Source organism: Streptomyces sp. NPDC051218 (assembly GCF_044455475.1).
Lineage (GTDB): Bacteria > Actinomycetota > Actinomycetes > Streptomycetales > Streptomycetaceae > Streptomyces.
The window spans coordinates 188,053-211,532 of record NZ_JBITEU010000007.1 but is presented as its reverse complement, the minus strand read 5'-3'; the positions used below and the strand labels follow the sequence as shown (position 1 = coordinate 211,532).

Sequence of the window (23,480 nt, the reverse complement as noted above, 5' to 3'; positions counted from 1 at the left end):
CCTCATGCCTTGTGGGTCTCGAAGCCGAGGTGTTCGGCGAGGAAGCGTTCCGCCGCGGTGTAGAGGGCGATCACGTTCTCCGGGTTCTCGATGGCGTGCCCCTCGTCCTCCATCACCATGTACTCGACGGGAACGCTTCGTGCGCGGAGGGCTTCGACGAGCTGGTCGGACTCGGCGAGGACGACGCGGGCGTCGTTGGCGCCGTGAACGACCATCAGCGGGGTGCGGATCTGGTCGACGCGGCTGATCGGGGAGCGGGCCAGCATGTCGGCCTCCTGCTCCGGGTCGGCCGGGTCACCGACGTACGTGAACCAGTTGTAGGCGAGCATCGGTTTGACGAAGTCGGGCTGGCTGCGCATGAAGTTGGCCAGGTCCGAGATGCCGACGACGTCGACGGCGGCGGCGAAGACGTCCGGGGTGAAGGTGACGCCCACCAGGGCCGCGTAACCGCCGTAGGAGCCGCCCATGATGGCCACGCGGTCCGGATCGGCGTACCCCTGATCGACGGCCCAGCGCACGCCGTCGATGAGGTCGTCGTGCATCTTGCCTGCGAACTCCCCGATGCCGGCCCTGGTGAACGCCTTGCCATAACCGGTCGAGCCCCGGAAGTTGACCTGGAGCACCGCGCAGCCTCGGTTGGCGAAGAGCTGCGCGGCGGGGTTGTACCCCCAACTGTCCCGGGTCCAGGGGCCGCCGTGGACGAACAGCACCAGCGGCAGCCCCGAGGGCTCGGACCCGACCGGCAGCGTCAGGTGCGAGGGAAGCGTCAGACCGTCGCGGGAGGTGATCGACACCGTTCGCATCGGTGCCAGGGAATCAGGGTCGAGGTGCGGCTTCGCCCGGTGGAGCACGCGGCTCTCGCCCGTGGTGTGGTCGTAGAGGTAAGTGGCCCCGGGGTCGCGGTCGTGGGTGAAGGCGGCCACCCAGCGCTGTCCGCTCTCGTCGGAGGACAGGCCTGCGAGATCACCGTCGGACAGCTTCTCCAGGTTCTCCAGGACCGCGGCGAAGTGCGGGTCCAGAGCGTGAATGACCTGCCGCTCCCCGAGGTAGCGGACTCCGAGCAGCTCACCCGTGCGCCGGCTGCGGATCAGCGGGGATGGCAGGGCGGGGAAGACCCGCGCACGCGTGTCCAGGTCGAACTCCGGGTGGGAGTCGACCTCTTCCTCCTCGCCGGTGGCCAGGTCGAGCCGGGCCAGGCGAAGACGGTCACTCCCGAGGTGCGAGCCCAGCCACACGCCGGTGCCGTCCGGCGTGACCTCCGTGGGGTAGGCCCCCAGCGGGGCGTCGCCGCCCTCGAACCGCGCCACGAAGTCCAGGGCGCCTGTCGCCCCGTCCCACCGTGACAGTTCGATGTCGCCGTCGGCCGTCATCGCCACCGCGAACAGCTCGCGCTCGCTGTACAGCCATCCTTCGACGCCGCCGGGGTTCTGGGCGAGGGTCGTGAGGTCGCCCGTGGCGATGTCCAGTTCGACCAGGTCGAACCGGGCCCGGTCGCGCAGGTTCAGCTGGGTGATCACCTTGCCGGGCCGCCCGGCGGGCAGGTCCAGGCCGGCGGTGCGCACACCGGGATAGGGCGTGAGGTTCACCGCGGTGGCGTCCGGGTCCTCCAGGTCGACGCGGTAGAGGTGCAGGTTCTCGTCGCCGCCCTGGTCCCGGGAGTAGAGCAGCCACCGCGGGTCGCGGGTCCAGTGGTAGCTCACCACTCCACGATCCTCGGTGGTCACGCACCGCGCGTCTCCGGGTGCGTCGACGCTTTCCAACCAGACGTTCAGCCGGTTCTTCCAGGGCGCCAGGTACGCCATCTGCTTGCCGTCCGGCGAAAGGGTGGCCTTCGCGCGAGGCGGCGGTCCGAAGAACTCCTCGACGGAGATGGTCTCCCGCTGTGCCATGTCGGTCCTTCCTGCGAGGGCGCTCGACGGCGCCAGGTGCCTACAAGTACCCCTCTACAAAACCTCCGAGGGGTACGACCGACCTTCCGGGGCAGTCGGCCAATGATGGCCACCGAGTGAGGCACGTCACACGCGCCGAGGGGTGGCCAGTTGTGTCACTTAATGCCACGCTATCACTTAGTGACATTGCATTACCGCACCTTGCCCCCAGACGAACTCGGGAGAACTGACCACCATGAAGACCAAGAGCTTCCTGGAGACAGAAACCGACGCACAGGCGGAGCAGACGGCATCCCAGCAACGCCCCTCGGTCCTCGACCAGGCGGGAGGCACCGAAGGAGTCATCTACTCGGCGCTGCCCGCACTGGCCTTCGTCGTCGCCAACAGCGCAGGCGGAATGCGCGTGGCGATCATCGCCGCCCTCGGCGTCGCGGTGGCCATCGGCGTGCTGCGGCTGGTGCGCAAGGAGTCGGTGCAGCCCGCGATCGGCGGCGTGTTCGGCGTCGTGATCGCCGCCGGCATCGTCTGGTTCACCGGCTCCGCCAAGGACTACTTCCTCATCGGCATCTGGGCGAGCCTCGCCGGCGCCGTCCTCTTCCTCGCCTCCGTCCTGGTGCGGTGGCCGCTGGCGGGCGTGATCTGGAACGCGGCCACCGGCAAGGGCAACGTATGGCGCGCCGACAAGCGCTCGCGGCTCTATTACGACGTCGCCACGCTGGTGCTCGCCGCCGTCTTCGGTGCCCGGTTCGCCGTCCAGCAGTACTTCTACGCCACGGACCAGGTCGGCTCGCTGGGCGCCGCCAAGATCGCCATGGGCTTCCCCCTGCTCGCTCTGGCCCTCCTGGTGGTCGCCTGGGCCGCCCGGAGCTCGAACAAGCGGCTAGTGGCCATCGGCCTGCTGCCGGCCAAGCGCACCTGACCTCCCCGGCAGGCGCAGCTGACCTCCACCGCAGAGCCCGCCCCCTCTCCCCCGGAAAAGGAAAGCCATGGCGACGAGGAGCCAAGGAGAAGTCGTCCGACCGCTGGGCGCGTTCGAGCGCACCATCGACCTCTACATGCGCCACAACCCCCTCCAGTTCTCCCTGGTCGCCGAACTCGACCGGCACATACCGGAGTCCGAGCTGGCCTCGGCCCTGGTGAAGCTGCGTGAACGGCACCCGATGCTCGGGGTGAGCGTGGACCGCACGGGACCTGAGGCCGTCTACCGGAAGACCGACGCGGCGACCCCGGTGACGACGCTCGCCGAGGGCACGCCCTGGCAGGCCGTCATGGCCGGCGAGCAGATTCGTCCCATCTCCCCGGCTCCGGGCGGCCCGTCGGTGCGCGCCGTCCTTCTGCCTCGCGGCCGACGGTGCGACATGGTGCTCACGTTCGCCCATCAGATCACCGACGGGGTCGGCGGGCTGCGGGTGCTGCTGGACCTGGTGGCGGTACTGGACGGCGAGGAACTGGCGCCCGGCGGCGTGCCGGAGGCGCTGGAAGACCTGCTCGCCCGCGACGTCACGGCGCCGGACACTACGGGCTCCGCGGTGCCGCCGGACGATCCGCGCATGAGCGCGGGCGGCGAACTCGCCCCGTTCTCCGGCCAGTTGCCGCACCTGCAGGCTCTGGCGCTCGACCAGGAGCTGACCACCCGGCTCCTCCACCGCTGCCGCCAGGAGAGCACGTCGGTCCACGCCGCGCTCTGCGCCGCCGCCGCAGTGGTGTTCCACCGGCGCGGACGGGAGTACGTACGGGTGCTGACTCCGATGGACCTGCGCCGTGCCTGCGGCCTGCCTGACGAGGTGGTGAACCGCTTCGCCGGGGCGCGGACCGCGAGCGAGGCGCACGAGGCCGACGACCTCTGGAAGCTCGCCCGCGGAACCCGCGAATCGCTCGCGCGGCAGCGCGGTCCGGGCGCCCTCAAGGCCGCCGGTGCGGCGCTGGCGGCGCACGCCCCGACCAGCGCGGGCGAGGCCGAGGCGATGATGGGGGCGGCCACGGCCGCCGACATCCAGATCACCAACCTCGGTGCGGCGGAACCGCGACTCCGGAGCACGGGCACGCTCACCGCGCTGTGGGGCCCGGGGCAGATCACCCAGCTGCGCGGCGAGCACGTGCTCGGCGTCGTCACCGTCGCCGGGCGGCTCCGGATGACGGAGCTCACCCACGATCCCGTGGCGGGGCTGGTGGGGGACATCGCCGCCGTACTGGCCGAAGCGTGCGCCGAGTCGGGCGACGGCGCGGACGGGCACTGAACACTCGCCGCGCTCCCGGCAGCCGGGCCGAGCTACAACCGGGGCCGAGCTGGGATCGAGCCAAGCTGGAACCGGGCGTCACTTAGTGTCATTATGACACTGACGGGCCGGCAGTGGAACGAGCGGAGGTGACCGGCATGGCAGCGGCCAAGCGTGGCGGAAACGGAATGAGCGAGCAGCGGCGCCACCGGCTGCGTCTGGAGATCTCCCGCGAGGCTTCCCGCCTGTTCTGGGATCAGGGCGTGGACGCCACCAGTGGCGACCAGATCGCCGAGGCGGTCGGCCTGTCCACCCGCACCATCTGGCGCCACTTCCGCAGTAAAGAAAGCTGCGCCGAACCCATCGTCACGCAGGGCGTGGAATGGGAGATGCGTACGCTGCGCGACTGGCCCGCCGACATGTCGCTCGAAGAGCGCTTCAGCACCGAGGCGAGCAGGTTCCGTCGCGAGGCGAGTGCGGTCGAGCTGGCCGACACCGGGCTCGCGATGCGGATGATCCGACTCGCCGACACGGAACCTGCCCTGCGTACCGCCTGGTTGATGGCCTGCGACCTGGTGGAGCGCGAGATGGCCGACATCATCGCGAAGCGTCTGGGCCGCCCTGCCGACGATCTCGATGTGCGCCTGCATGCCGCGGCGGCCTCCGCCGCCCTCCGCGTCCTCAACGAAGACATCGGCGCGGCTCTCCTCGACGGCGCCGACCCCGCCCAGTTCGCCGACGCGTCCGAACGCATCGCACGCGCCGTCCGCAGGGCGACGGGAGGGGCCGTGGGGGACACGGTAACCGTGCGGGGCTGATATCGAATGGCAACGCTCCCGAGCCCTTCGGCAAGAGGTATGAGTGAGCGACGGCGCCACCGGCTGCGTCTGGAAATCTCCCGTGAGGCATCCCGCCTGTTCTGGGAGTACGGCGTGGCAGCGACCAGCGGCGACCGGATCGCCGAAGCGGTGGGCCTGTCCACCCGCACCATCTGGCGCCACTTCCGCAGCAAGGAGAGCTGCGCCGAACCCATCGTCACGCAGGGCGTGGAATGGGAGTTGAGCGCGTTGCGGAGCTGGCCGCGCCACCTCTCCCTGGAGGACCATCTCGCCGCGGAGGTCGTCAGGTACGACAACGCCGCGGACGCCGGAGCGCAGGCCGACACCTTGCTCGCGGTCAGAATGATCCGCCTCGCGGACCACGAACCGCCGATCCGAACAGCCTGGCTCATGGCCTGTGACCAGGTGGAGCGCGAGATGACCGGCATCATCGCGCAGCGCCTCGGGCGCTCACCCGACGAGCTCGCGATGCGGCTGCACGGCGCGGCGGCCTCCGCCGCCTTCAGGGTCGTCAACGAGGAACTCGGCGCCGCCGCGACGCGCGGAGTCACTCCCGAGGCCCTCGAAGGCAACGTGATCCGCCACGTGGCACGAGCCGTCCGCAACGCCACCGGAGGCGCGATCGGCGATGCGATCAGCGATGCGATCAGCGACGCGGTCGCCCCTCCACAGAGGACCTGCAACTCACGGGAGTAGTGCTTGCCGGTGTACCCCTTCCGGGCGCCGTCGTTCCACCCGCCCGTGACGCCAGGTAGACGTCCGCGCCCCCCCGCCCCCCATCCGGGGCCGGATTCCTCGCTCCCGTGCTCACCAGCCGATGAGAAGCTGTGAGGGCCGGGCCGGTTCGAAGCCCGTGGGTGGTTGGGGCGTTACGTGTCGTGCCGGGAGGTACGGAGTGCCGGCAGAGGGGCAGGGCCGTGGAGCGTGACGAGGGGCGCGGGTGGGAAGTCCAACTGGGCGGTCTGCTGCGTGAGGTGAGGCGGCAGGCTTCGTGCGAGGCCGGGCCGGGCGTCGGCGAGTTGCTCGGCTGGCTGCACCGGCAGACCGGCCTCGACGCCGCGGTCATCGCGGAGGACGCGGTCACGGTGGAGTCGTCCACAGCAGACTTTCCGCGCAGGGTGCTTGCTCCGCTCGCCGGGATGGTCGCGCGCCTTTCCGATGGGCACCTGGCCGCAGCCGCGACACAGGCCGAAGCACTGCACGTGCGCTGTGAAGCCCTGGGACCACGCAGGCCTCGCGCTGTCCTGGTGGTGGCATCCCGCGCGGAGCCGACTGCGCAGACCGTCGCGCTGACGTCGCACACAGGCAGCGTGCTGACCTTGCTGCGCCACGCCGAGGCCGGCGACCGGAATCGGCGCAACTACCAGGACAAAGCACGGCAGTTACGGTTCGCCGTCCTGCACGGGCTGTTGGCAGGAGGGCCGCTGCTGGCGCGCCGCATGACGACCGGGGCCGTTCCCCCGCTGCTCGACGCCGAACGGCTACGTATCCATCTGCTGCGCTGCCCATCGGCCGACCGTGACGAGATCACCCAGACCCACCAGGACCCTTCCGGATACCAGGGGACGGCCCTGATGGTGCACTGCCCCGTGTTCAAGGAGCACTTGATCTGCCTCATCGCCGAGGACGACGGCCACAGCGGCGACGGTGGCAGCAGCGGCGGCAGCGCCCGTAATCGGGGGCGCGCTCTGGGTGAAGTACTGCACCGTCTCGTCCGCGACAACCCGCGCTACGCACTGGGCGTCAGCGACGTACAGCCCCTGCACGCCACAGCCGAGGCCTACACGCAGGCCACCCACGCGCTGGCCGCCGCCCGCACCACGGCCGACCGTGTGGCGTACCACCACGGTCAGACATCTCTGACGGGCATCCTTCCCCCTCAGCCGGCCCTCGCCTGGGCCCGCGCGTTTCTCCGGCCGCTGGACTCCGCCCCCAAGAACAGCGCCGACATCACCCGCCTGGCCATAACCATGCCCCGCTCCGGCGTGGCCCGGCTGCTCGGCCTCAGCCGCAACACCGTCACCGCGCATCTCAGACGTGCGCAACAAGCCCTCGGGCAGGACCTTGCCGACGTCCGCTCCCGCGCCGACGTCCACCTGGCTCTCACGCTCACCAGCTCCTGCCCACCCGCCGAGCCCGGCCCCCAACGGCACCCCGCTCTGGCCGACTTGCTGAGCACCGAATCCGCCGCTGCCTGGGCCCAGACGATCCTGCGCCCCCTGCAGGACCGCCACCGCCGCACCCTCCAGACGTGGATCGACGCCAACGCCGACGCCCAGCAAGCCGCTCACCGCCTGGACATCAGCCGCAACACGGTCCGGGCGCACCTGCGGTCCGCCGAGGCCGCCCTGGGCCTCGATCTGCTCACCACCAGCACCGGCACCCACGACGTCGTCCACGCCCTGCGCATCGCCGCAGCGCGAGCCATCTGAGCAACGTGCACAACCACCGCCCGGAATTGAGCACCGTGCACATTGGCCCCGGGCCGCGGTGACTTCTAGCGTGAGAGTGACCGCCCGCGCCCGACACAGCGCCGAGCCCTGACCAGGATCGGCGGCCCACATCAAGACAACGCCGTAGCGGACCATCGGGGGAAACCGTGCTGCGTATGCACTTCACCGTGGGAGATCTGTCACGCACCAGGGTCGCCGATGGGCCGGACCCTCTGTGGGAGATCGTCCTGAGCATGCACCAACTCCGCGAAGGAAGAGAAAGGACCCGGACCGGCACCGCCGAGCGGACACGTCAGGACCGGCGGCACATGATGCGCGCGCTGGCTCCGCTGATGCCGACCCGCGGCTACTTCCCGGATTTCCTCACCCCCGCGGCAGCGTCGGGCGGCCTGGAGAGCGGAATCGACGCCGTGCTGTCCACCCCCAAACGCCGACTGCGCGACGAACTCTCCCTGCTGGCGCAGCACAACCCGCTGCCCTCCTGGACCCGACGCCTCGCCGACGGCGAAGTGGCCGCGCTGCACTGGGTGGGCCGGGCTCTGCACCGGTACCACACGTACGTCCTGGGGCCCCGGTGGTCAGACATCGCCGCCCGCGTCGAGGCCGACCGCCAGTACCGCACCGGGGTGCAGTGCCGCGCCGGGACCGAGGCCATGCTGCACACGTTCGGGCCCATGCTGAGCTGGCAGTCCTCTGTGCTCTCCGCCGAGTACCCGGTCGACAGGGACGTGCACTTGGGCGGGCGCGGGCTGCTGCTTGTCCCCTCGTACTTCTGCCGCCGTACGCCTGTTGCGCTCCTGGACGAAAAGTTACTGCCCGTGCTGGTCTACCCCGCCTGCCCACCTGTTCCGGAGGAGGCGAGCACGCCACACTTCAGGCTGGCGCCGCTGCTGGGGCACACCAGGGCCGCGGTGCTGCAGACACTCCAAGGCCCCCGCACCACCTCCGAGCTGGCGCGGGACGCCGGTGTCTCGCTGTCATCGGCCAGTGAGCACGCGGCGGTACTGCGCAACGCAGGGCTGGTGGCCAGCGTGCGGGAGCGCCAGCACGTCCGGCACACCCTCACGCAGTTGGGCGCCGATCTCCTCAACGCCGGTGTGCCACCTTCTTGACGGTGTCTCTCCCACCACGGCCCAGGGTTGCCCGCCGCGGCCCAGGGGCGCCCGCCGTGGCTAGGGGCGCTGCCTCAATCGGTCGACTATCGCCCAGTCCACCACGTGTGACAGCTGGGTGTACGTCTTGCCGCCGGACGCCGAGGTCCGCTCATCCCGAAAGCCGAGGAACTCGTAGGATTCCGCATCGAAGATGAGGTACTTGCCGTGCGCGAACGGACTCTTGGGATAAGAGATCCCCACGCCAGCGCGCCCGGCGGAGTCCTTCACCCCCGGAACCGCTCTGACCCCCGGCGCCAGGGCCATCGCCTCGTACGCGGCGGGACGCAGTCCCTCGGGCAGCACCGGCCACTTCAGGAGTTCACCGAGCATGAAGTGGGCGTCGTACCAGTCGTGTGGGGTGAACTCGCCGAGCGGCTTGCTCGACGTTCCGACACCGATGATCTTCGGTATCAGCTTCTCCGGGTCGGTGGGCAGCTTCTTGAGCTTGCTCCACTCCCGGGGCGGCCACACACCCTCGCCCTTCCCCATGGGCTCCTCCCAGATCACCCGGCCGAGCTCCATGGTCAAGGAGCGCTTGGAGCCGTCCACCGAGTCCCAGTTCACGTCCTCGTAGGTCTTGACCTCGCCGGTCCTGCGTTCCGTCTCCTTGATGATCCGCTTCGAGTAGATGAACTGGTCGTCGCGCGGCGCCACCGTCTTCTCGTGCTTTCCGATCTGAACTGCCGCCCCGTTCAGCACCGTTGCGGCGCTGGCGTTGCCCATCCGTGGGGTCTCCGTACCCGACCGGCGCTCGGCTCGGTCGCGGCGATCGCCCTCGTCGGCGCCCTCGTCGGCGCCCTCGGTGATCAGTACCGCCGTTCCCGTCACCGCCGCGGCGGCCACGGCGGCTGTCGCGAGGCGTAGCGCGTGGCGGCGGCTGGGGGCGGCGTCGGTGTTCCGCTCCGTGCGCGCCATCGTGTTCAGCAGGCGGTGGCGGGCCTTCGCTCGGGCCGTTTCGGTGAGCGGGGCCGCGTCCGCGTCCCAGTCCCGCAGGAGTTCGAGTTCGTCAGGCATGGTCGGAAACCTCTCGCAGTGTCGTCGGGTCGGATCCACCCAGCGCTTCGCGTAGCTTGCCGCGAGCCCGGTGCAGCCGTGATCTGACCGTGCCGATGGGGACATCCAGGGCCTGGGCCACCTCCTCGTAGCCGAGGCCTCCCCACGCCACCAGGAGCAGCACGTCCCGGTTCCGTGCGGGCAGGGCGGCCAGTGCCGCCGCCAGCTCGCGGCCCACGGCCTGCGCCCCCACCCGGGACGCGGCACGGTCGGCCAGCGGTTCCTCGTGGTCGGCCGGAGCCGGGAGGCGCGCCAGGGCCTTGAAGCGGCGCGCCTCGGCCCGCCGGTGTCGGCCGACCAGGTTGGTCGCTATGCCGAACAGCCAGGGCCTGGCGCCATCGCCGGTGGCCCGCGAGGGGTCGTACCGGTGCCGCTGCTGGAACGCGGTGGTGAAGGTATCTGCCATGAGGTCGTCGGCCGGCTCACCGCCGAGCCGACGAGCCAGATAGCGATGGACCGCTTCCGCGTATCGGTCGAACAGCACGGCGAATACCTCGGGCTCGTCCCGGGACCGCGCTATCACCGAGGCATCACTCTCCGCCGCCACGCGGACGCCTGGTTCGACGGTCATCGGGGCTCCTCTCGTTCAGGGGAACTTGCTTCGAAGGCTTGGGCTTTCACCTCTCCTTCGCCGCTCGCCCCGGGTGAGTTCCATCGGGCCCCTGGAGCGAGTATTCGAAGCAAGTCTTGAGTATGAGGAGAACTGCATGCCGGGGCGCGCGGAGGTCCGCCGGATTAGGGGTCGCGCCGTCGGTCGCGGGTGTCCGGCCGCAGGTGTCCGGCCGCGGGTGTCCGGTCAAGGAGTGGCGAGAACCAGCGCGGAGTTCTGCCCACCGAAGCCGAAGGAGTTGGACAGCGCGACGCCGAGCGCCGCGGGGCGGGGGCGATCGGTGACGATGTCGAGTTCTCTGCCCGGTGCCTGCTGACGGAGGTTGGCGGTCGGGGGGACGGCCTGGTGCTCCAGGGCCAGTACGGTCAAGGCGGCCTCGATGGCCGCTGATGCGCTCATGGCGTGGCCCAGGACGCTCTTGGTGGCTGTGACGGCCGGAGGAGCTCCGCGGAACAGCCGCAGGAGGGCGAGCGCTTCAGCGGTGTCGCCGACGGGAGTTGACGTCCCGTGCGCGTTGACATGATCGACGTCCCCAATTCCGCAACCGGCGTCCGACAGTGCGGCGCGCATGGCTTGCTCAGCTCCCTCGCCCTGGGGATGCGGCGCGACGGGATGGTGGGCGTCGGCGCTGGAGCCGTAGCCGCGCAGCAGAGCGCGCACCTGGGCGCCGCGTTGCTGCGCGTGGTCGGGGCGTTCCATGACGAGAACCGCGGCGCCTACCGACGCCGATCGCTGCACGCTCTCGCGCGATCCGCAGGCTCCCCCTGCACGAGGCCGGACGGGCGCATGCCGCTGTGGAGCGAGGGTCGTCGAGGGGCGAGAGGGTGGTGTTGTTGACGGACGGCGCATGGGGCCGTTAGGCGTTGCGGCCCGGCCCTCGTCACGAGAGGGCCGGGCCGCCAGCCTGGTTACGGGTAACGGCAGTTGTGGTCAGGTCGGCCCAGCTGCCTCGTGTGGCCGTTGGCTACGGAAGGCTGTGCACCTTTGGGCCGACGGAGTTCGACCATGCGTTGCCCGCTGTCGCGTCCCAGTTCGTGGACCACGTCATGGCGCCGCGCAAGGACGGGTACGTCTTCGACGGCTTGAAGGAGCCGCAGCCGGTGCCACGGGTCAGGCAGTCGAGGGCGTTGTTCACGACCGAGGGAGCCACGTAACCGCTGCCCGCGCCGCGCGTCGATGCCGGGACGCCGATACCGACCTGCGAGGGATCGAGACCGCCCTCCAGCTGGATGCAGGCGAGCGCCGTCAGGAAGTCCACGCTGCCCTGGCTGTAGACCTTGCCGTCACACCCGAGCATCGAACCGCTGTTGTAGTACTGCATGTTGACGACCGTGAGGATGTCCTTCACGTTCAGCGCCGTCTGGAAGTACCCGCCCGACGTGGACTGCATGTCGATGGTCTGCGGCGCCATCGTGAGCACCATGTTCGGGCCCGCCTTCGCGGAGAGCTGGCGCAGCGCCTTCGTCATGTAGGTGGGGTTGAGGCCGTTCTCCAGGTCGATGTCGACGCCGTTGAACCCGTACTCCTGCATGAGCGCGTAGGCGCTGTTGGCGAACGCGGTCGCGGAAGCGTCGCTGTTGACGGAGATGGTGCCCTTCTCCCCGCCGACCGAGAGGATCACCGACTTGCCCGCGGCCTTCTTCGCGGCGATGTCCGCCTTGAAGTCGGCGGTGGAGGAGTAGCCGACGGCCGGATCGAGGTTGAAGGTGATCTGGCCAGGCGTGGTGGTGGCGTCGGCGAAGGAGACGGCGATGATGTCGTACTGCGAGGAGACATCCCGCAGCTTCTGCACGGTCGCGCCGTTGTCGAAGTTCTGCCAGTATCCGGTCAGCGCGTGCTTGGGCACGGGGCCGCCGTCTCCGCCGCCGCCCTTGGCGGTCCGTACGGACACGGACGTGGACTTCGCGGACTCTCCCGCGGCGTTCGAGGCGCTCACCTGGAAGCTGTAGGTGGTTTCCGGCGTGAGGCCGGAGATGGTCGTGGAGGCACCGCCGGCCGAGGCGACCTTGGTGCCGTCGCGGTAGATGGTGTATCCGGTGGCCGTGGACACCGGGGTCCAGGACAGGTCCACCGACGTGGACGTCGGCGTGCCGGCCTTGAGGCCGGGCGGCACCGCCGGTATCTCCACCGGGTCGGTGCCGCCGCCCCCGTCGGGCCCGAGGACGCTCACGTCGTCCACGTAGTACGCGCTCTGCCCGTACCAGCCGTGGGTGTACACGGTGACCGACGTGGTGTTCGCGCCGGTCGTGAAGCTGGTGGAGAGCTGCTGCCAGGACGAGTTGCCCGGCGTCCAGGTCGACACATCGGTGGTTCCTGTGCTGCGGGCACCCAGATAGGCATAACTGCCCTGCACCCAACTGCTCAGCTTGTACGTGGAGTTGGGCTTGACCGAAACGATCTGGGAACACTCGGCATTGCCCTGACCCGAGGGGGTGGCCTTGAGCGCCTTCGCGCCGCCGCGCACGGGGGAGGCGACGATGGCTCCGCTGCTCGCGGTGCACGTCCAGTTGCTCAGGTCCGACTCGAACCCGGCGTTCTTGGCGACGTTGACATCCGCCGCTTCAACCTCCGCCGCCTTCACCTCCGCCGCCTTGGCGTCCGCCGACTGCGCAGGCGCTGCGAGCCCGGTGACGGCGAGCGCGGCGGCCGCACCGACGGCGATGGCCGCTCCGATTCTGTGGCGAACCCCGGGTCTGCCCTTGCGTACACGGTCCATGGAAATACCTCCAGGGAGAAGCGACGGTAGAAGGTGAGAGCCGGTGGCCACCGCTACTGCGCGTAAAGCTGGTCCAGACCAATCGAGTTGTCAAGACCTCTGGAGAAAGGAATCAACGGCCGCATTTTGACACGGCCTTGACAAATTGATGACGGCTCGTCAGGATGCAAAGCGCTCGCATTTCTATGCAATTTCCCGTGCCGAATGCGTAATTCATGTATGCAGCATCGGCATGTCGCTCCGTACTTCAGTACGCGCTCACCACCTCCCCAGCACCTCTCCATCACCGCAGCCAGCGCGGCCGGCGCGCGCCCTGCCTGACACGCCCCCAAGCGTCAGGAGGATGCCTCATGTCCCCACGCCCTCGTACAGGGCTCAAGTTGCTCACCGCACTCGCGCTCACACTGTCCGGGCTCACCGCCGTCACGACCGCCAGTGCGGGCGCGGACGTCCGGGACATCCCGGCCGCCGACTATCAGCAGGTCCAACTCGCCACTGGTGGCGCCGAGATGGGTGAGGCGATGTCCCTCACCGTGCTGCCCGATCGTTCGGTTCTGCACACCGCCCGCGACGGCACGGTCAGATACACCGACCCCAGCGGGAACACCACCCAGGCCGGAAAACTGGACGTCTACACCCACGACGAGGAGGGGCTGCAAGGCATATCCGCCGCCCCGGACTTCGCCTCGAGCCGCCAGGTGTACGTCTACTACTCCCCCAAGCTCGACACCCCGGCCGGTGACGCGCCTGCCACCGGGAGCGCCGCAGACTTCGAGCGGTGGAAAGGGCATCTGAATCTCTCCCGGTTCACGCTCAAGTCCGACAACACCCTCGACATGACCAGCGAGAAGGTCGTACTCGAAGTCGCCAACGATCGCGGCCAGTGCTGCCATGTCGGCGGGGACATCGACTTCGACGCGGCCGGGAACCTGTATCTCAGCACAGGTGACGACACCAACCCGTTCGACTCCTCCGGCTACGCACCCATCGACGAACGGACCGACCGCAACCCGCAGTTCGACGCCCAGCGCTCCTCCGGCAACACCAACGACCTGCGGGGCAAGGTGCTGCGCATCAAGCCGACCGCGGCCGGCGGCTACACCGTCCCCGCCGGGAATCTCTTCGCCCCCGGCACCGCGAAGACCCGGCCCGAGATCTACGCGATGGGCTTTCGCAACCCGTTCCGGATGAGCGTCGACAAGAAGACCGGCATCGTCTACCTCGGCGACTACGGACCCGACGCGGGCGGCGGCGACGCCAACCGTGGACCCGGCGGCCAGGTGGAGTTCGACCGCATCACCGCCCCGGGCAACTTCGGCTGGCCGTACTGCACCGGCACGAACACCAGCGCCGAGACGTACAACGCGTACACCTTCCCCAGCGGACCAGCCGGGGCCAAGTACGACTGCGCGGGCGGTCCGGCCAACGATTCGTTCCGTAACACGGGACAGGCCAAGCTGCCTGCGGCGAAGGCCAGTTGGATCAAGTACGGATGGGACGGATCGCCGCCCGAGCTGGGCAGCGGCTCCGAGTCCCCGATGGGCGGCGAGGTCTACCGCTACGACCCTGATCTCGAGTCGTCCGTGAAGTTCCCGCAGTCCCTCGACGGCCGCTTCCTCGCCACCGAGTACGGCCGCAAATGGATCAAGTCGATCGAGGTGAAGTCCGACGGATCCCGGGGCACCATCGAGGACTTCCCGTGGACCGGCACCCAGATCATGGACAGCGACTTCGGTCCGGACGGCGCCCTGTACGTCCTCGACTACGGCACCGGAAGCAACAACCAGGCCCTGTACCGCATCGAATACCTCGGCGGTTCCAACCGCAGCCCGATAGCCAAGGCAGCCGCGGACAAGACCTCCGGCGCCGTGCCGCTCACCGTGCAGTTCTCCTCCGCCGGCAGCTCCGATCCGGAGGGTCAATCCCTCAGCTATTCGTGGGACTTCGGCGACGGGACCACATCGACCCAGGCCAATCCGTCACACACGTACACCACGAAGGGGACCTACCGGCCGACGCTCACCGTCAAGGACCCCGAGGGCCTGACCGGCAGCGCCAGCCTCGTGGTGACCGCGGGCAACACCGCACCCACGGTCTCCCTCCGACAGCCACCTGACGGAAAGCTGTTCTCCTTCGGCGACACGGTGCCCTTCGAGGTCGCGGTGAGCGACCCGGAGGACGATGCGATCGACTGCGCGAAGGTCAAGGTCACCTACCTCCTCGGGCACGACAGCCACTCGCACGCCATCACGTCCAAGAACGGCTGCAGCGGCAGCATCACCGTCCCGGCCGACGGCGAGCACGACAGCGCGGCGAATCTGTACGGGGTCTTCGACGCCGAGTACACGGACGAGGCGGGCCTGACCACGCACCACCGCCGAACCCTGCAGCCGCGCCACCGCCAGGCCGAGCACTTCACCGCCCAGTCGGGCATCCAGATCGCCGGGCACGGCAACGCGGAAGGCGCCAACACCGTCGGCTTCACCGACGACGGCGACTGGATCTCCTTCAAGCCCTACGCACTCGGCGACGCGAAGTCGTTCACCGCCCGCATCTCCTCGGGCGGCGCCGGGGGCACCATCGAGATCCGCGCCGGTTCACCGACCGGGGCCCAGCTCGGCTCGGTGGCCGTGCCGGTGACCGGCGGTTGGGAGAACTTCCAGGACGTCACGGCGAACCTGTCCGGAGCGCCGTCGGGGACCACGGACCTCGTCCTCGTCTTCAAGGGCCCGAGCGGTCAGGGCAACCTCTTCGACGTCGACGCGTTCACCCTCGCCACGGCCACGCAGAAGGGGCGCCAACCATGAGCAGCATGCGTAGAGTGTCGAGGCGGCTGAGCCGCGCACCCGCCGCTTGCGTCCTCGCACTGGCCGCCGCTCTGACCGTGCCGATCAGCGCGTCGAGCGGGTCCGCGCGGGCCGCGTCCACGGAGGAGGCCGACGCCCGAGTGAACACCGCCCCCTATGACGTCCTCGTCTTCTCCAAGACGGCGGGCTTCCGCCACGACTCGATCCCGGCCGGCATCGACGCCCTGCGCGGCCTCGGCCAGGAGCAGGGCTTCACCGTCACGGCCACCGAGGATGCCACGGTCTTCAGCCCGGACAATCTCTCCGGATACGAGGCCGTCGTCTTCCTCAGCACCACGGGCGATGTCCTCAACGGCACCCAACAGGACGCCCTGCAGTCGTACGTCGACTCCGGCGGCGGCTACGTCGGGGTGCACGCGGCGGCCGACACCGAGTACGACTGGCCGTACTACGGGCAGCTCGTCGGGGCCTGGTTCAAGAGCCATCCCGCCATTCAGCAGGCCACCGTGGTCAACGAGGACCGCACCCACCCGGCGACCTCTCACCTCGGCGCCACGTGGACCCGCACCGACGAGTGGTACAACTACCGCGCCAACCCCCGCTCCGGCGTCCACGTCCTGCAGAGTCTGGACGAATCGACCTACAGCGGCGGAGAGATGGCGGGCGACCACCCCATCACGTGGTGCCATGCGCAGGGCCAGGGCCGTTCCTTCTACACGGGCCTCGGCCACACCGCGGAGTCGTACGCCGACCCCGACTTCCGCACCCTGCTGCTGGGCGCGGTCCGCTGGGCGGCGGGGCAAGCGCCCGGCGACTGCACCAACCGCGATACCCGGCCGGCCAAGAAGGCCGCCGCCGAGGAGGGATCGCAGAACGTCCATCTCTTCTACTACCCGTGGTACGGAAGCCCTTCCCTGAACGGCAGTTGGCGCCACTGGCCCCAGGGCGGTCACACCCCGCCCGACGACGTCGGCGCCGACTACTACCCCGCGCTCGGCGCGTACGACTCCGGAGACATGCAGGGCGCCGTAGCCCAGCACATGAAGTGGGTGAGGAAGTCCGGCGCCGGGGTCATCGTCTACAGCTGGTGGGGCCGTGACGGTTACGAGGACCAGCTCGCCAAGGGCGTCCTGGACGCGGCGGCCAAGGAGGGTGTCAAGGTGGCCTGGCACCTGGAGCCGTACTCGGGGCGCACCGCGGCCTCCACGGTGTCCGACATCCGGTACATCAACGACACCTACGGCAGTCATCCCGCCTCCTACCGTTCCGCCGAGCATGGCGACAAGCCCGCGTTCTACGTCTTCGAAAGCCTGCGGATCACCGACTGGACCGCGCTCGACGAGGTGACGGACAGCAATATCGTGCTCGCTCAGACGACGGACACGACGAAGATCGCGCACTTTTCCGGGATGTACACGTACGACGGGATCGCGGGTGCGACGGCCCCCGGCTGGAAGCAGGCCGGCGACTACGCCCGTGCCCACGACTTGATCTGGGCCCCGTCGGTCGCACCCGGGTACATCGACGACCGGGCGGTCCCGGGCAACACCACTCCCACCCTGGATCGCGCGGACGGTGCGGCCTACGACAAGCAGTGGAACAACGCCCTGGACCCGGCCATCGGCGGCTCACCGGCCTGGGTGTCGGTGACGTCCTTCAACGAGTGGCACGAGGGAAGTTCCATCGAGCCCGCCGACGGTTCACCGCCGGCCGGTCACGGCTATCTGACCTTCGAAGGAGCGTACGGAAAGACGGGTGAGGCGGCAGAGACCGCCTATCTGGACCGGACGGCGTACTGGGCGTCGCGCTTCGACGGCATGCGGAACTGACACCCAGCGGGACACCGCACGCAGGCCGGAGCCCCCGGAGATCGACGAGATCTCCGGGGGCTCGCGCCAGGTCAGAACCGGGCGTGCGAGGTGATGTCGGACTCGAACTGGTCGATCATCTGAGGCGTCACCGTGGGGCGGCACTGGGCGATCGCCTCCAGGTAGCCGGCCGTGCTCGCGCCCGGCAGCGCCTGCGTGGCGGCAGCCTGCCCGTCGACCGGGACGCCCGCCGAGTCACCACCCCGGATGCCGCCCGAGACGCCGGCCGAGACCAGATCGCGCTCGAAGGAGTTCTGGGCGGCGATCCGGGCGGCGTGCTCGATGTCAGCCGGCGTGAACTGGTCGCTCGCTGCCACCAGTTCGTCGAGGTCCACCTCCGGTCGGCCGTCGGTGTAGCGCCCCCAGATCGCCGCGCGGGCCGCCTTGTCCGGCGTACCGATCGGGATCAGGTAGTCGAACCGGCCGGGGCGCAGGAAGGCCGGGTCCAAGGACCGGATGGAGTTCGTCGCACAGATCAGGAGCCGCTCGTCGCGCTCCCGGAAGCCCGGTATGAGCTTGAGCAGTTCGTTGGTCACCCCGTGCATCCCGCCGGGCTGCGCCGGTTCCTGGCGGACCGGGGCGATCTCCTCGACCTCGTCGATGAAGACCAGGACTCGTTCCAGCTCGGCGATGGCTGCGAACGCGGAGCGCAGCGCCGCCGCCAGATTGCCCCCGTCAGCAAGCCGCGAGGGCAGGATCTCCACGAACGGCCAGCCCAGCCGCGAGGCGATCGCGCGCGCGAAGGTCGTCTTGCCGGTACCCGGCGGGCCGAACAGGCCCACGGCCCGCGGCGGGCGCACACCGTGGCGCGCCGCGCGCTCCGGCTCGGCGAGCGGTAGCACGACCCGCCGCTCGATCAGATCCTTCTCACGCTCCATCCCGACGACCTTGGCCCACAGATCACCGGGCAGCAGCCGGCCGCCGAGGTCGTCGAGAAGACTTGCGGCGGGGCCGTGCACCGGCTCGACCTTCTCGAAGTAGGCGACGGCAGGCCGGCGGGTGTAGCCCGCGTTGAGCAGTCCGTCACCGAACAAGTCCTCCTCCGGCAGGACATAGGCGATCCGGCCGACCCGCGCGGCGACCAGGCGGCGCTCGAGCTCGACCAGAAGCGCGCTGGCCAGGCCCCGCCCGCGCCAGGCCGGGGCAATCGCGATCCGCATCACCCAGGCCCGCTCCCCGGCCACACAGCCGAGGGCCATCCCGATCGGTACACCCTGGTGGACCGCGACGACACCGGGCTGGCGGGACGTCAGGGCACTGATGCACTCCGCCACGGAGAAGACGGATTCCTGGCCGAGCTCGGCCGTGGTGTCCATCAGGTGGACCACTGCGGCGAGATCGCTCTCGCGGTAGTCATGGATCAGCCAGTTCACAGGTGCCGCTCCTCGGTCGTTCTCGTGGTCGCGCCGATGCGGCGAGGCTAGAGGCGCCGAAGACCACGGGTCGTGCGCCACAGTGCACAAGGCGCGAGGGGGAAACGCTACGAACCGTCACTGGGCGCGGGACGGCGAGCATGCTCGGGGCCGCTCCTGAACGGCCGCTACTGGGGGTCCGGGCTCGGCCGAAGGAAGTCGACGAGCGCGGAGGCCAGCGCTTCGGGCGCCTGTTCGGCGACATGGTGCCCGGAGTCGATGCCGTGACCGCGGACGTCGTGCGCCCACCGGCGCCAGATCGCGCGAGGATCTCCGTACAAATCCTCCAGGTCGTCTTGAAGCGACCACAGAACCAGTGTCGGGCAGGCGATGCGTGTGCCGGCGGCGCGGTCGGCCTCCTCGTGCCGTCGGTCGACGGTGAGGCCGGCGCGATAGTCCTCGAGCATGGCCCGCACCACGTCGGGGTCGCGTGTGGCCTGCCGCCACTCGTCGTAGTTCTCCTGTCCCATTGCCTCCGGGTCGCCGACGTACCAACTGTCGGGATCGGCGGTGATCACTCGCTCGGGAATGGCCGGTTGCGCGAAAAAGAACCAGTGCCACCACTGCGTGGCGAAATCGGCGGTGATCCGTGACAGATGCTCCGTCACCGGCAGACAGTCGGCGAAGGCCACCCGCGAGACGGCCTCGGGATGGTCGAGCGCGAGTCGCAGTGCCACACTCCCGCCGCGGTCGTGCCCGACCAGCGCGAACCGATGGTGTCCGAGGTGCCGCATCACGACCACTACGTCCCCGGCGACCGCGCGCTTGGAATAGCCCGCGTGATCCGCAGTGAAGGCCGGCCCTCGGGAGCGCCCGTATCCCCGCAGATCCGGGCAGATCACCGTGTGGCCGGCTCGTACGAGCAGTGGAGCGACCCGGTGCCACGTCGCCGACGTGCGGGGATGGCCGTGCAGCAGCACCACTGGCGGCCCGTCCCCGCCGAAGCGGACGAAGATGCGAGCCTCCCCGACATCGACGTGCGTCGCCTTGAACCCTTCGAACACCCCGGCCTCCCTAGCTTCGGAAACGATCCTGTGCCCGCCTCCACGACCGGTCATGCGTCGTCGAGCAGCCGCCAAGCGGTGAGCGCGAGCCCCGCTCGGATCAGGCCTGTCGGCTCGGTGATGTCGAAGCCCAGGGCTTTGCCGATCCGTTCGACCCGCTCCGCGACGAGGGCATCACCCATGCGCTGCGCCTGCTCCAGGCGGGCGTACCGGTCGATCTGCACCGCTGCCCGAGCCGCATCTCACTGCCACTGAGCGTTCTCACGATCCACGTCAGGGATCGGCCCGAGGATCACCCACCCCGGCTTGAGCGAACGGGTGCTCCGGAACCCCCGGTCGTTCGCGTACGCCGCCACGTCCGTGCCGTCGTGCGCGTGCATGATCGTGTAACGCGGCGGGTCGTCCGCGTAGGAGCGGAAGAACGTGCGCCCATCGTCCTTCGACTGACGCACGATCACGTCCACGCCGCCCAGCGCCTCGTACGTCGCCTGGTCCCGCGGCGTCGTCGGCTCGCAGGATTCGGCCCGACCGGCATCGCGTACGCAGATCAGCGCCAGGCTCCAGCCGATCCGCTCGGCCCGCGGGTGGGCGGCCGCCAACTCCCGCATCCGGGCGTCGGCTTGGGCGAAGGCCCGTCGGCGGTGATCGAACTCCGTCTCCAGCTTGTCGAACCGCCGGTCGTCGAACCCGCTGCCGAAGTACTTCTCCAGCGCGCCGAAGGCGACGACTCGCCAGGCCAGGATGAGTGCCGCCACGACGATCAGCGTGACGAGCACGATCCGGCCCGGCGAGCGCCGCCTCAGGCGCCGCTCCAGTTCGAGGGCGTCAGAACGAGCCACTGATGGGTACTTCGACGTCCGCCACCGCGATCGCCGGGGGGTACTTCCCCTCGAACCGGTCATAGTGCTGGAGCGTAAACCAGTCGATGAACCCGTAGTTGGTGATCTCGTCGTCGGGGTCGAGCCCGAAGTGGTCGTACGAGTGGAAGACCAGGGTCCCGGAGAACGTGTTTCCGGTGACCGTGTAGTCCTTGAGCTGGATCGTGTGCCCGTGGAACTGATGGATGGCGATGGACAGGGCACGTTGGTTGGCGTCGCCGACGGAGAAGTCGTAGACCGGGTACTGCAGGCCGCTGTTCTTGAACAGCTGGTACAGCAGGTTCTTGTTCAGGTCGTCCTGGACCTGGAACTGTGCCGTCCCGCCCCGGTTCTCCGTGATCGACTGGAGGATGATCCCCTTGGCCTTGTCGATGTAGCTCTGCTCCTGCGGAGATGCCGCGACCGCCCGGGACAGGGCACTGCCGGAGCCGACCTGCAGGTACTTGGCGGGGTCATAGTTGTCTTCCACGGATACGGAGCCGGCGCTCTGCCCGTCGTGGCCGTAGCGGAAGGCGTTGCGCAGGTCGTCCACCGCCTGCTGGTTGTCGGCGTCCGCGCCTGCCTTGCCGATATTCATGATGTCGTTGAACTCGCCCCACATCAGGAACTCGGGCGTGAACGAGGCGACCCAGAAGTCCCAGCTGAGATCGGTCAGTTCGTCGTAGTTGTAGTCGTTGAACGTCAGGTCGTCCGCCACCTGCCGGCTCGGCGGCACCGGGAAGTTGTTGGGGTCGGGCTCCTTGCGCCGGCCCTCCCGGTTCTGGGACTGGTGGATCAGCATGTTCGTCGGGTCCGCGACGCGCCGCTGCTGGTCGGCGCTGTCCCGGGAGCCGTCGCCGTCGGTGTCCTTCTTCAGCGGATTCGAGGTCAGCTTGGCGTAGACCAGCTCCTTCGTCCCGGACAGCTCGTCCGTGACGATCTGGACCTCCTTGCCGTCCTTGAGCGAGTCGCCGTCCGTGTCCGGGTTCTTCGGGTCCATCGCGCCGACGGGCACGCCGTTGCCCTGGAGGAGGTTCCCGTCCCGGATCTCGTTCTCGTGGTAGTCGCTGATCCCGTCGTTGTCGGTGTCCTTCGACAAGGACGGCGCCTCGCCGGAACCGGAACTCTTGCGCTGGGGCTGGTCCCACACCTTGTCGAAGACGCGGCTGTCGAGGACGACGTATTTGGAGAAGTCGCCGGTCGTGGCCGTGATCGTGTCGCCGTCGACCCGCTGGTCCGCGAGCTTGACCAGCCGCTGGGACTTGTCGTCGTAGCGGTAGACGGCGGGCTTGGCGTCCGGGCCCGCCTGCTTCGCGTCGACCTTGAAGGAGATCTTCGCCTGCTCGAACCGGCCGTCGACCGCGAACTCGTACCCGTTGCCCACGTGCCCCGGAGTGGACTTCGGGAACTGCTGCTGGTCGGCCGGAAGCTTGGTGATCCGGAACGTCGACACCTGCCGAGGACTGAGACCCTTGATCGTGGCCGAGGCCTTGGTGGCGCCGCCGTTCGCGGACCGCGTCACGTCGAAGGCGGACTCTTCGGCACGCGGGTCCGACCCGATCCGCGTCTCCTGGCCGTCGTCCACGCCGTCACCGTCGGTGTCGGGCTTGGCCGGGCTCGTGTGCCGGGTCAGCTCCTTTCCGTCGGCAAGTCCGTCACCGTCGGTGTCCGCCCGCGTGAGGGAGGTCTTGAGCTTTACCTCGCGCTGGTTCGGCACCTTGTCGCTGTCCGGGTCCTCGCTGCTGTCCTGGACCCCGTCACCGTCGCTGTCCGCCTTCAACGGACTGCTCCCGGTGCCGAGTTCGAGGAAGTCGGACAAGCCGTCGCGGTCCGTGTCCTTGCTCGACGGGTCGAGCTTGGCGCGCTGCTCCATGTCGTCCGGGAGCCCGTCACCATCGGTGTCCTTCGTCGGCCGAGCCCCGCCCTTCGCGAAGGTCGCCCAAGCGGGCGTGTGCGCCGTCGTCTTCCCGTCCTGCGCGCGGTACCAGATGGTCGAGGTCGATCCCGCCTCGATCAGCTTGTCCGCCGGGTCGTTCTGGATCGTCGTACGCATGCTCTGCTGGGCGCCCAGCTTCGCCGACTCGGTCGCCGTGATCTTGTCCGGCGACTCGAACGACAGCGACCAGTCCTTGATGTCGCCCTTGGATACGTTCTTGATCTGCAGCTGCGCGATGTAGGAGCCCTCCGGCACCTTGTCGCGGAAGGTCCGGGGAACCTTGCTCCACTGCGGATCGTCCGCCGCGAGCTGCCGGTAGGACACGTCGACCGTGTCGTCCCGATAGATCGTCTTCCCGGAATCGGTGCTGTCGCGGTCGTCGCCTGCGACGGCCGGCGCCGCGACGCCGACCAGGAGTAATAAGGCACTGAGCGGCAGTGTGACACGTCTGTTCATGGCGCCCCCCTCGAATGGAGACTTACCTGTCGACGCGAAGTAGCCCCCGTTTCACGGCACTTCGCCAATCGAGCAGGAACGTAACAGATGGGGGTGATGGAATCGTGACCGTTTGGTGGGGTGGTTGAGGATGACTGAAAGAGCGTCAAGTCCCGTGTCTAAAAGGGAACTTGTGGCTCGTGCGAGGTCTGGGGGACGGATGAGCCCTCG

Annotated in this window: 18 protein-coding genes; 8 read left to right on the top strand and 10 right to left on the bottom strand. The window is 69.2% G+C overall.

The genetic code is table 11. From position 1 onward, the window contains the following. Positions 1-2: 2 nt before the first annotated feature. Positions 3-1,889 carry a S9 family peptidase gene (locus ACIBCK_RS22150; protein ID WP_399392673.1) on the bottom strand — a complete coding sequence of 629 codons (1,887 nt, stop codon included), beginning with the start codon at positions 1,887-1,889 and terminating at the stop codon, positions 3-5. A gap of 235 nt (positions 1,890-2,124) precedes the next feature. On the opposite strand from ACIBCK_RS22150, the gene ACIBCK_RS22145 reads away from it, so the two are divergent. The 6 genes from ACIBCK_RS22145 to ACIBCK_RS22120 all read left to right on the top strand — a co-directional run bounded on the left by ACIBCK_RS22145 (position 2,125) and on the right by ACIBCK_RS22120 (position 8,509). After that, complete coding sequence (locus ACIBCK_RS22145) at positions 2,125-2,808, top strand: DUF3159 domain-containing protein (protein WP_399392671.1); 684 nt, start codon at positions 2,125-2,127, stop codon at positions 2,806-2,808. A 67-nt stretch (positions 2,809-2,875) separates the two neighbouring features. After that, positions 2,876-4,126 carry a peptide synthetase gene (locus ACIBCK_RS22140; RefSeq protein WP_399392669.1) on the top strand — a complete coding sequence of 417 codons (1,251 nt, stop codon included), beginning with the start codon at positions 2,876-2,878 and terminating at the stop codon, positions 4,124-4,126. A 137-nt stretch (positions 4,127-4,263) separates the two neighbouring features. After that, on the top strand, positions 4,264-4,923 hold the full coding sequence (locus ACIBCK_RS22135) for a TetR/AcrR family transcriptional regulator (protein WP_399392667.1): 660 nt from the start codon (positions 4,264-4,266) through the stop codon (positions 4,921-4,923). Between the two features lie 39 nt (positions 4,924-4,962). Beyond that, the gene (locus ACIBCK_RS22130; RefSeq protein WP_399392665.1) at positions 4,963-5,640 is read left to right on the top strand and encodes a TetR/AcrR family transcriptional regulator; all 678 of its coding nucleotides are present in this window, start codon (positions 4,963-4,965) and stop codon (positions 5,638-5,640) included. 221 nt (positions 5,641-5,861) lie between these two features. Continuing rightward, the gene (locus ACIBCK_RS22125) at positions 5,862-7,376 is read left to right on the top strand and encodes a helix-turn-helix domain-containing protein (protein ID WP_399392663.1); all 1,515 of its coding nucleotides are present in this window, start codon (positions 5,862-5,864) and stop codon (positions 7,374-7,376) included. Positions 7,377-7,552: 176 nt separating this feature from the next. Further along, positions 7,553-8,509 (top strand): helix-turn-helix domain-containing protein, encoded by a 957-nt coding sequence (locus ACIBCK_RS22120; RefSeq protein WP_399392661.1) that lies wholly within the window; start codon positions 7,553-7,555, stop codon positions 8,507-8,509. Between the two features lie 60 nt (positions 8,510-8,569). On the opposite strand, the gene ACIBCK_RS22115 is transcribed toward ACIBCK_RS22120, so the two are convergent. From ACIBCK_RS22115 to ACIBCK_RS22100, 4 genes are all read right to left on the bottom strand, one after another. Continuing rightward, positions 8,570-9,565: a CU044_5270 family protein gene (locus ACIBCK_RS22115; protein WP_399392659.1), complete on the bottom strand. Its 996-nt coding sequence runs from the start codon at positions 9,563-9,565 to the stop codon at positions 8,570-8,572. Beyond that, the gene (locus ACIBCK_RS22110; RefSeq protein WP_399392657.1) at positions 9,558-10,175 is read right to left on the bottom strand and encodes an RNA polymerase sigma factor; all 618 of its coding nucleotides are present in this window, start codon (positions 10,173-10,175) and stop codon (positions 9,558-9,560) included. The genes ACIBCK_RS22115 and ACIBCK_RS22110 overlap by 8 nt, the downstream gene beginning before the upstream one ends. A 225-nt stretch (positions 10,176-10,400) precedes the next feature. After that, on the bottom strand, positions 10,401-10,913 hold the full coding sequence (locus tag ACIBCK_RS22105) for a beta-ketoacyl-[acyl-carrier-protein] synthase family protein (protein ID WP_399392656.1): 513 nt from the start codon (positions 10,911-10,913) through the stop codon (positions 10,401-10,403). 265 nt (positions 10,914-11,178) lie between these two features. Then, positions 11,179-12,930 (bottom strand): chitinase, encoded by a 1,752-nt coding sequence (locus ACIBCK_RS22100; RefSeq protein ID WP_399392654.1) that lies wholly within the window; start codon positions 12,928-12,930, stop codon positions 11,179-11,181. A gap of 350 nt (positions 12,931-13,280) precedes the next feature. Between ACIBCK_RS22100 and ACIBCK_RS22095 the strand changes: the two genes are divergently transcribed. Beyond that, positions 13,281-15,737 carry a PQQ-dependent sugar dehydrogenase gene (locus tag ACIBCK_RS22095; RefSeq protein WP_399392652.1) on the top strand — a complete coding sequence of 819 codons (2,457 nt, stop codon included), beginning with the start codon at positions 13,281-13,283 and terminating at the stop codon, positions 15,735-15,737. Positions 15,738-15,742: 5 nt separating this feature from the next. Next, positions 15,743-17,566: a ThuA domain-containing protein gene (locus ACIBCK_RS22090; RefSeq protein ID WP_399393121.1), complete on the top strand. Its 1,824-nt coding sequence runs from the start codon at positions 15,743-15,745 to the stop codon at positions 17,564-17,566. 71 nt (positions 17,567-17,637) lie between these two features. On the opposite strand, the gene ACIBCK_RS22085 is transcribed toward ACIBCK_RS22090, so the two are convergent. The 5 genes from ACIBCK_RS22085 to ACIBCK_RS22065 all read right to left on the bottom strand — a co-directional run bounded on the left by ACIBCK_RS22085 (position 17,638) and on the right by ACIBCK_RS22065 (position 23,270). Continuing rightward, a complete protein-coding gene (locus tag ACIBCK_RS22085; RefSeq protein ID WP_399392650.1) occupies positions 17,638-18,978 on the bottom strand; it encodes an ATP-binding protein in 1,341 nt (446 codons plus the stop codon). A gap of 167 nt (positions 18,979-19,145) precedes the next feature. Then, entirely contained in the window at positions 19,146-20,021 is an 876-nt protein-coding gene (locus ACIBCK_RS22080; RefSeq protein WP_399392648.1) for an alpha/beta fold hydrolase, read from the bottom strand. A 50-nt stretch (positions 20,022-20,071) separates the two neighbouring features. Beyond that, positions 20,072-20,245 carry a hypothetical protein gene (locus ACIBCK_RS22075; RefSeq protein WP_399392647.1) on the bottom strand — a complete coding sequence of 58 codons (174 nt, stop codon included), beginning with the start codon at positions 20,243-20,245 and terminating at the stop codon, positions 20,072-20,074. Between the two features lie 18 nt (positions 20,246-20,263). Next, positions 20,264-20,860, bottom strand: coding sequence for a hypothetical protein (locus ACIBCK_RS22070; RefSeq protein ID WP_399392646.1), 597 nt, complete (start codon positions 20,858-20,860; stop codon positions 20,264-20,266). Next, positions 20,847-23,270: a DUF3289 family protein gene (locus ACIBCK_RS22065; protein ID WP_399392644.1), complete on the bottom strand. Its 2,424-nt coding sequence runs from the start codon at positions 23,268-23,270 to the stop codon at positions 20,847-20,849. Before ACIBCK_RS22065 ends, ACIBCK_RS22070 begins: the two co-directional genes overlap by 14 nt. Positions 23,271-23,480 lie beyond the last annotated feature (210 nt).

Bases quoted from the DNA above. Each gene is read 5' to 3' on its own strand.
- ACIBCK_RS22105 (WP_399392656.1), bottom strand. From the start codon at position 10,913: ATGGAACGCCCCGACCACGCGCAGCAACGCGGCGCCCAGGTGCGCGCT.
- ACIBCK_RS22145 (WP_399392671.1), top strand. From the start codon at position 2,125: ATGAAGACCAAGAGCTTCCTGGAGACAGAAACCGACGCACAGGCGGAG.
- ACIBCK_RS22150 (WP_399392673.1), bottom strand. From the start codon at position 1,889: ATGGCACAGCGGGAGACCATCTCCGTCGAGGAGTTCTTCGGACCGCCG.
- ACIBCK_RS22110 (WP_399392657.1), bottom strand. From the start codon at position 10,175: ATGACCGTCGAACCAGGCGTCCGCGTGGCGGCGGAGAGTGATGCCTCG.
- ACIBCK_RS22090 (WP_399393121.1), top strand. From the start codon at position 15,743: ATGCGTAGAGTGTCGAGGCGGCTGAGCCGCGCACCCGCCGCTTGCGTC.
- ACIBCK_RS22100 (WP_399392654.1), bottom strand. From the start codon at position 12,930: ATGGACCGTGTACGCAAGGGCAGACCCGGGGTTCGCCACAGAATCGGA.
- ACIBCK_RS22065 (WP_399392644.1), bottom strand. From the start codon at position 23,270: ATGAACAGACGTGTCACACTGCCGCTCAGTGCCTTATTACTCCTGGTC.
- ACIBCK_RS22120 (WP_399392661.1), top strand. From the start codon at position 7,553: ATGCACTTCACCGTGGGAGATCTGTCACGCACCAGGGTCGCCGATGGG.
- ACIBCK_RS22130 (WP_399392665.1), top strand. From the start codon at position 4,963: ATGAGTGAGCGACGGCGCCACCGGCTGCGTCTGGAAATCTCCCGTGAG.
- ACIBCK_RS22095 (WP_399392652.1), top strand. From the start codon at position 13,281: ATGTCCCCACGCCCTCGTACAGGGCTCAAGTTGCTCACCGCACTCGCG.
- ACIBCK_RS22135 (WP_399392667.1), top strand. From the start codon at position 4,264: ATGGCAGCGGCCAAGCGTGGCGGAAACGGAATGAGCGAGCAGCGGCGC.
- ACIBCK_RS22115 (WP_399392659.1), bottom strand. From the start codon at position 9,565: ATGCCTGACGAACTCGAACTCCTGCGGGACTGGGACGCGGACGCGGCC.
- ACIBCK_RS22140 (WP_399392669.1), top strand. From the start codon at position 2,876: ATGGCGACGAGGAGCCAAGGAGAAGTCGTCCGACCGCTGGGCGCGTTC.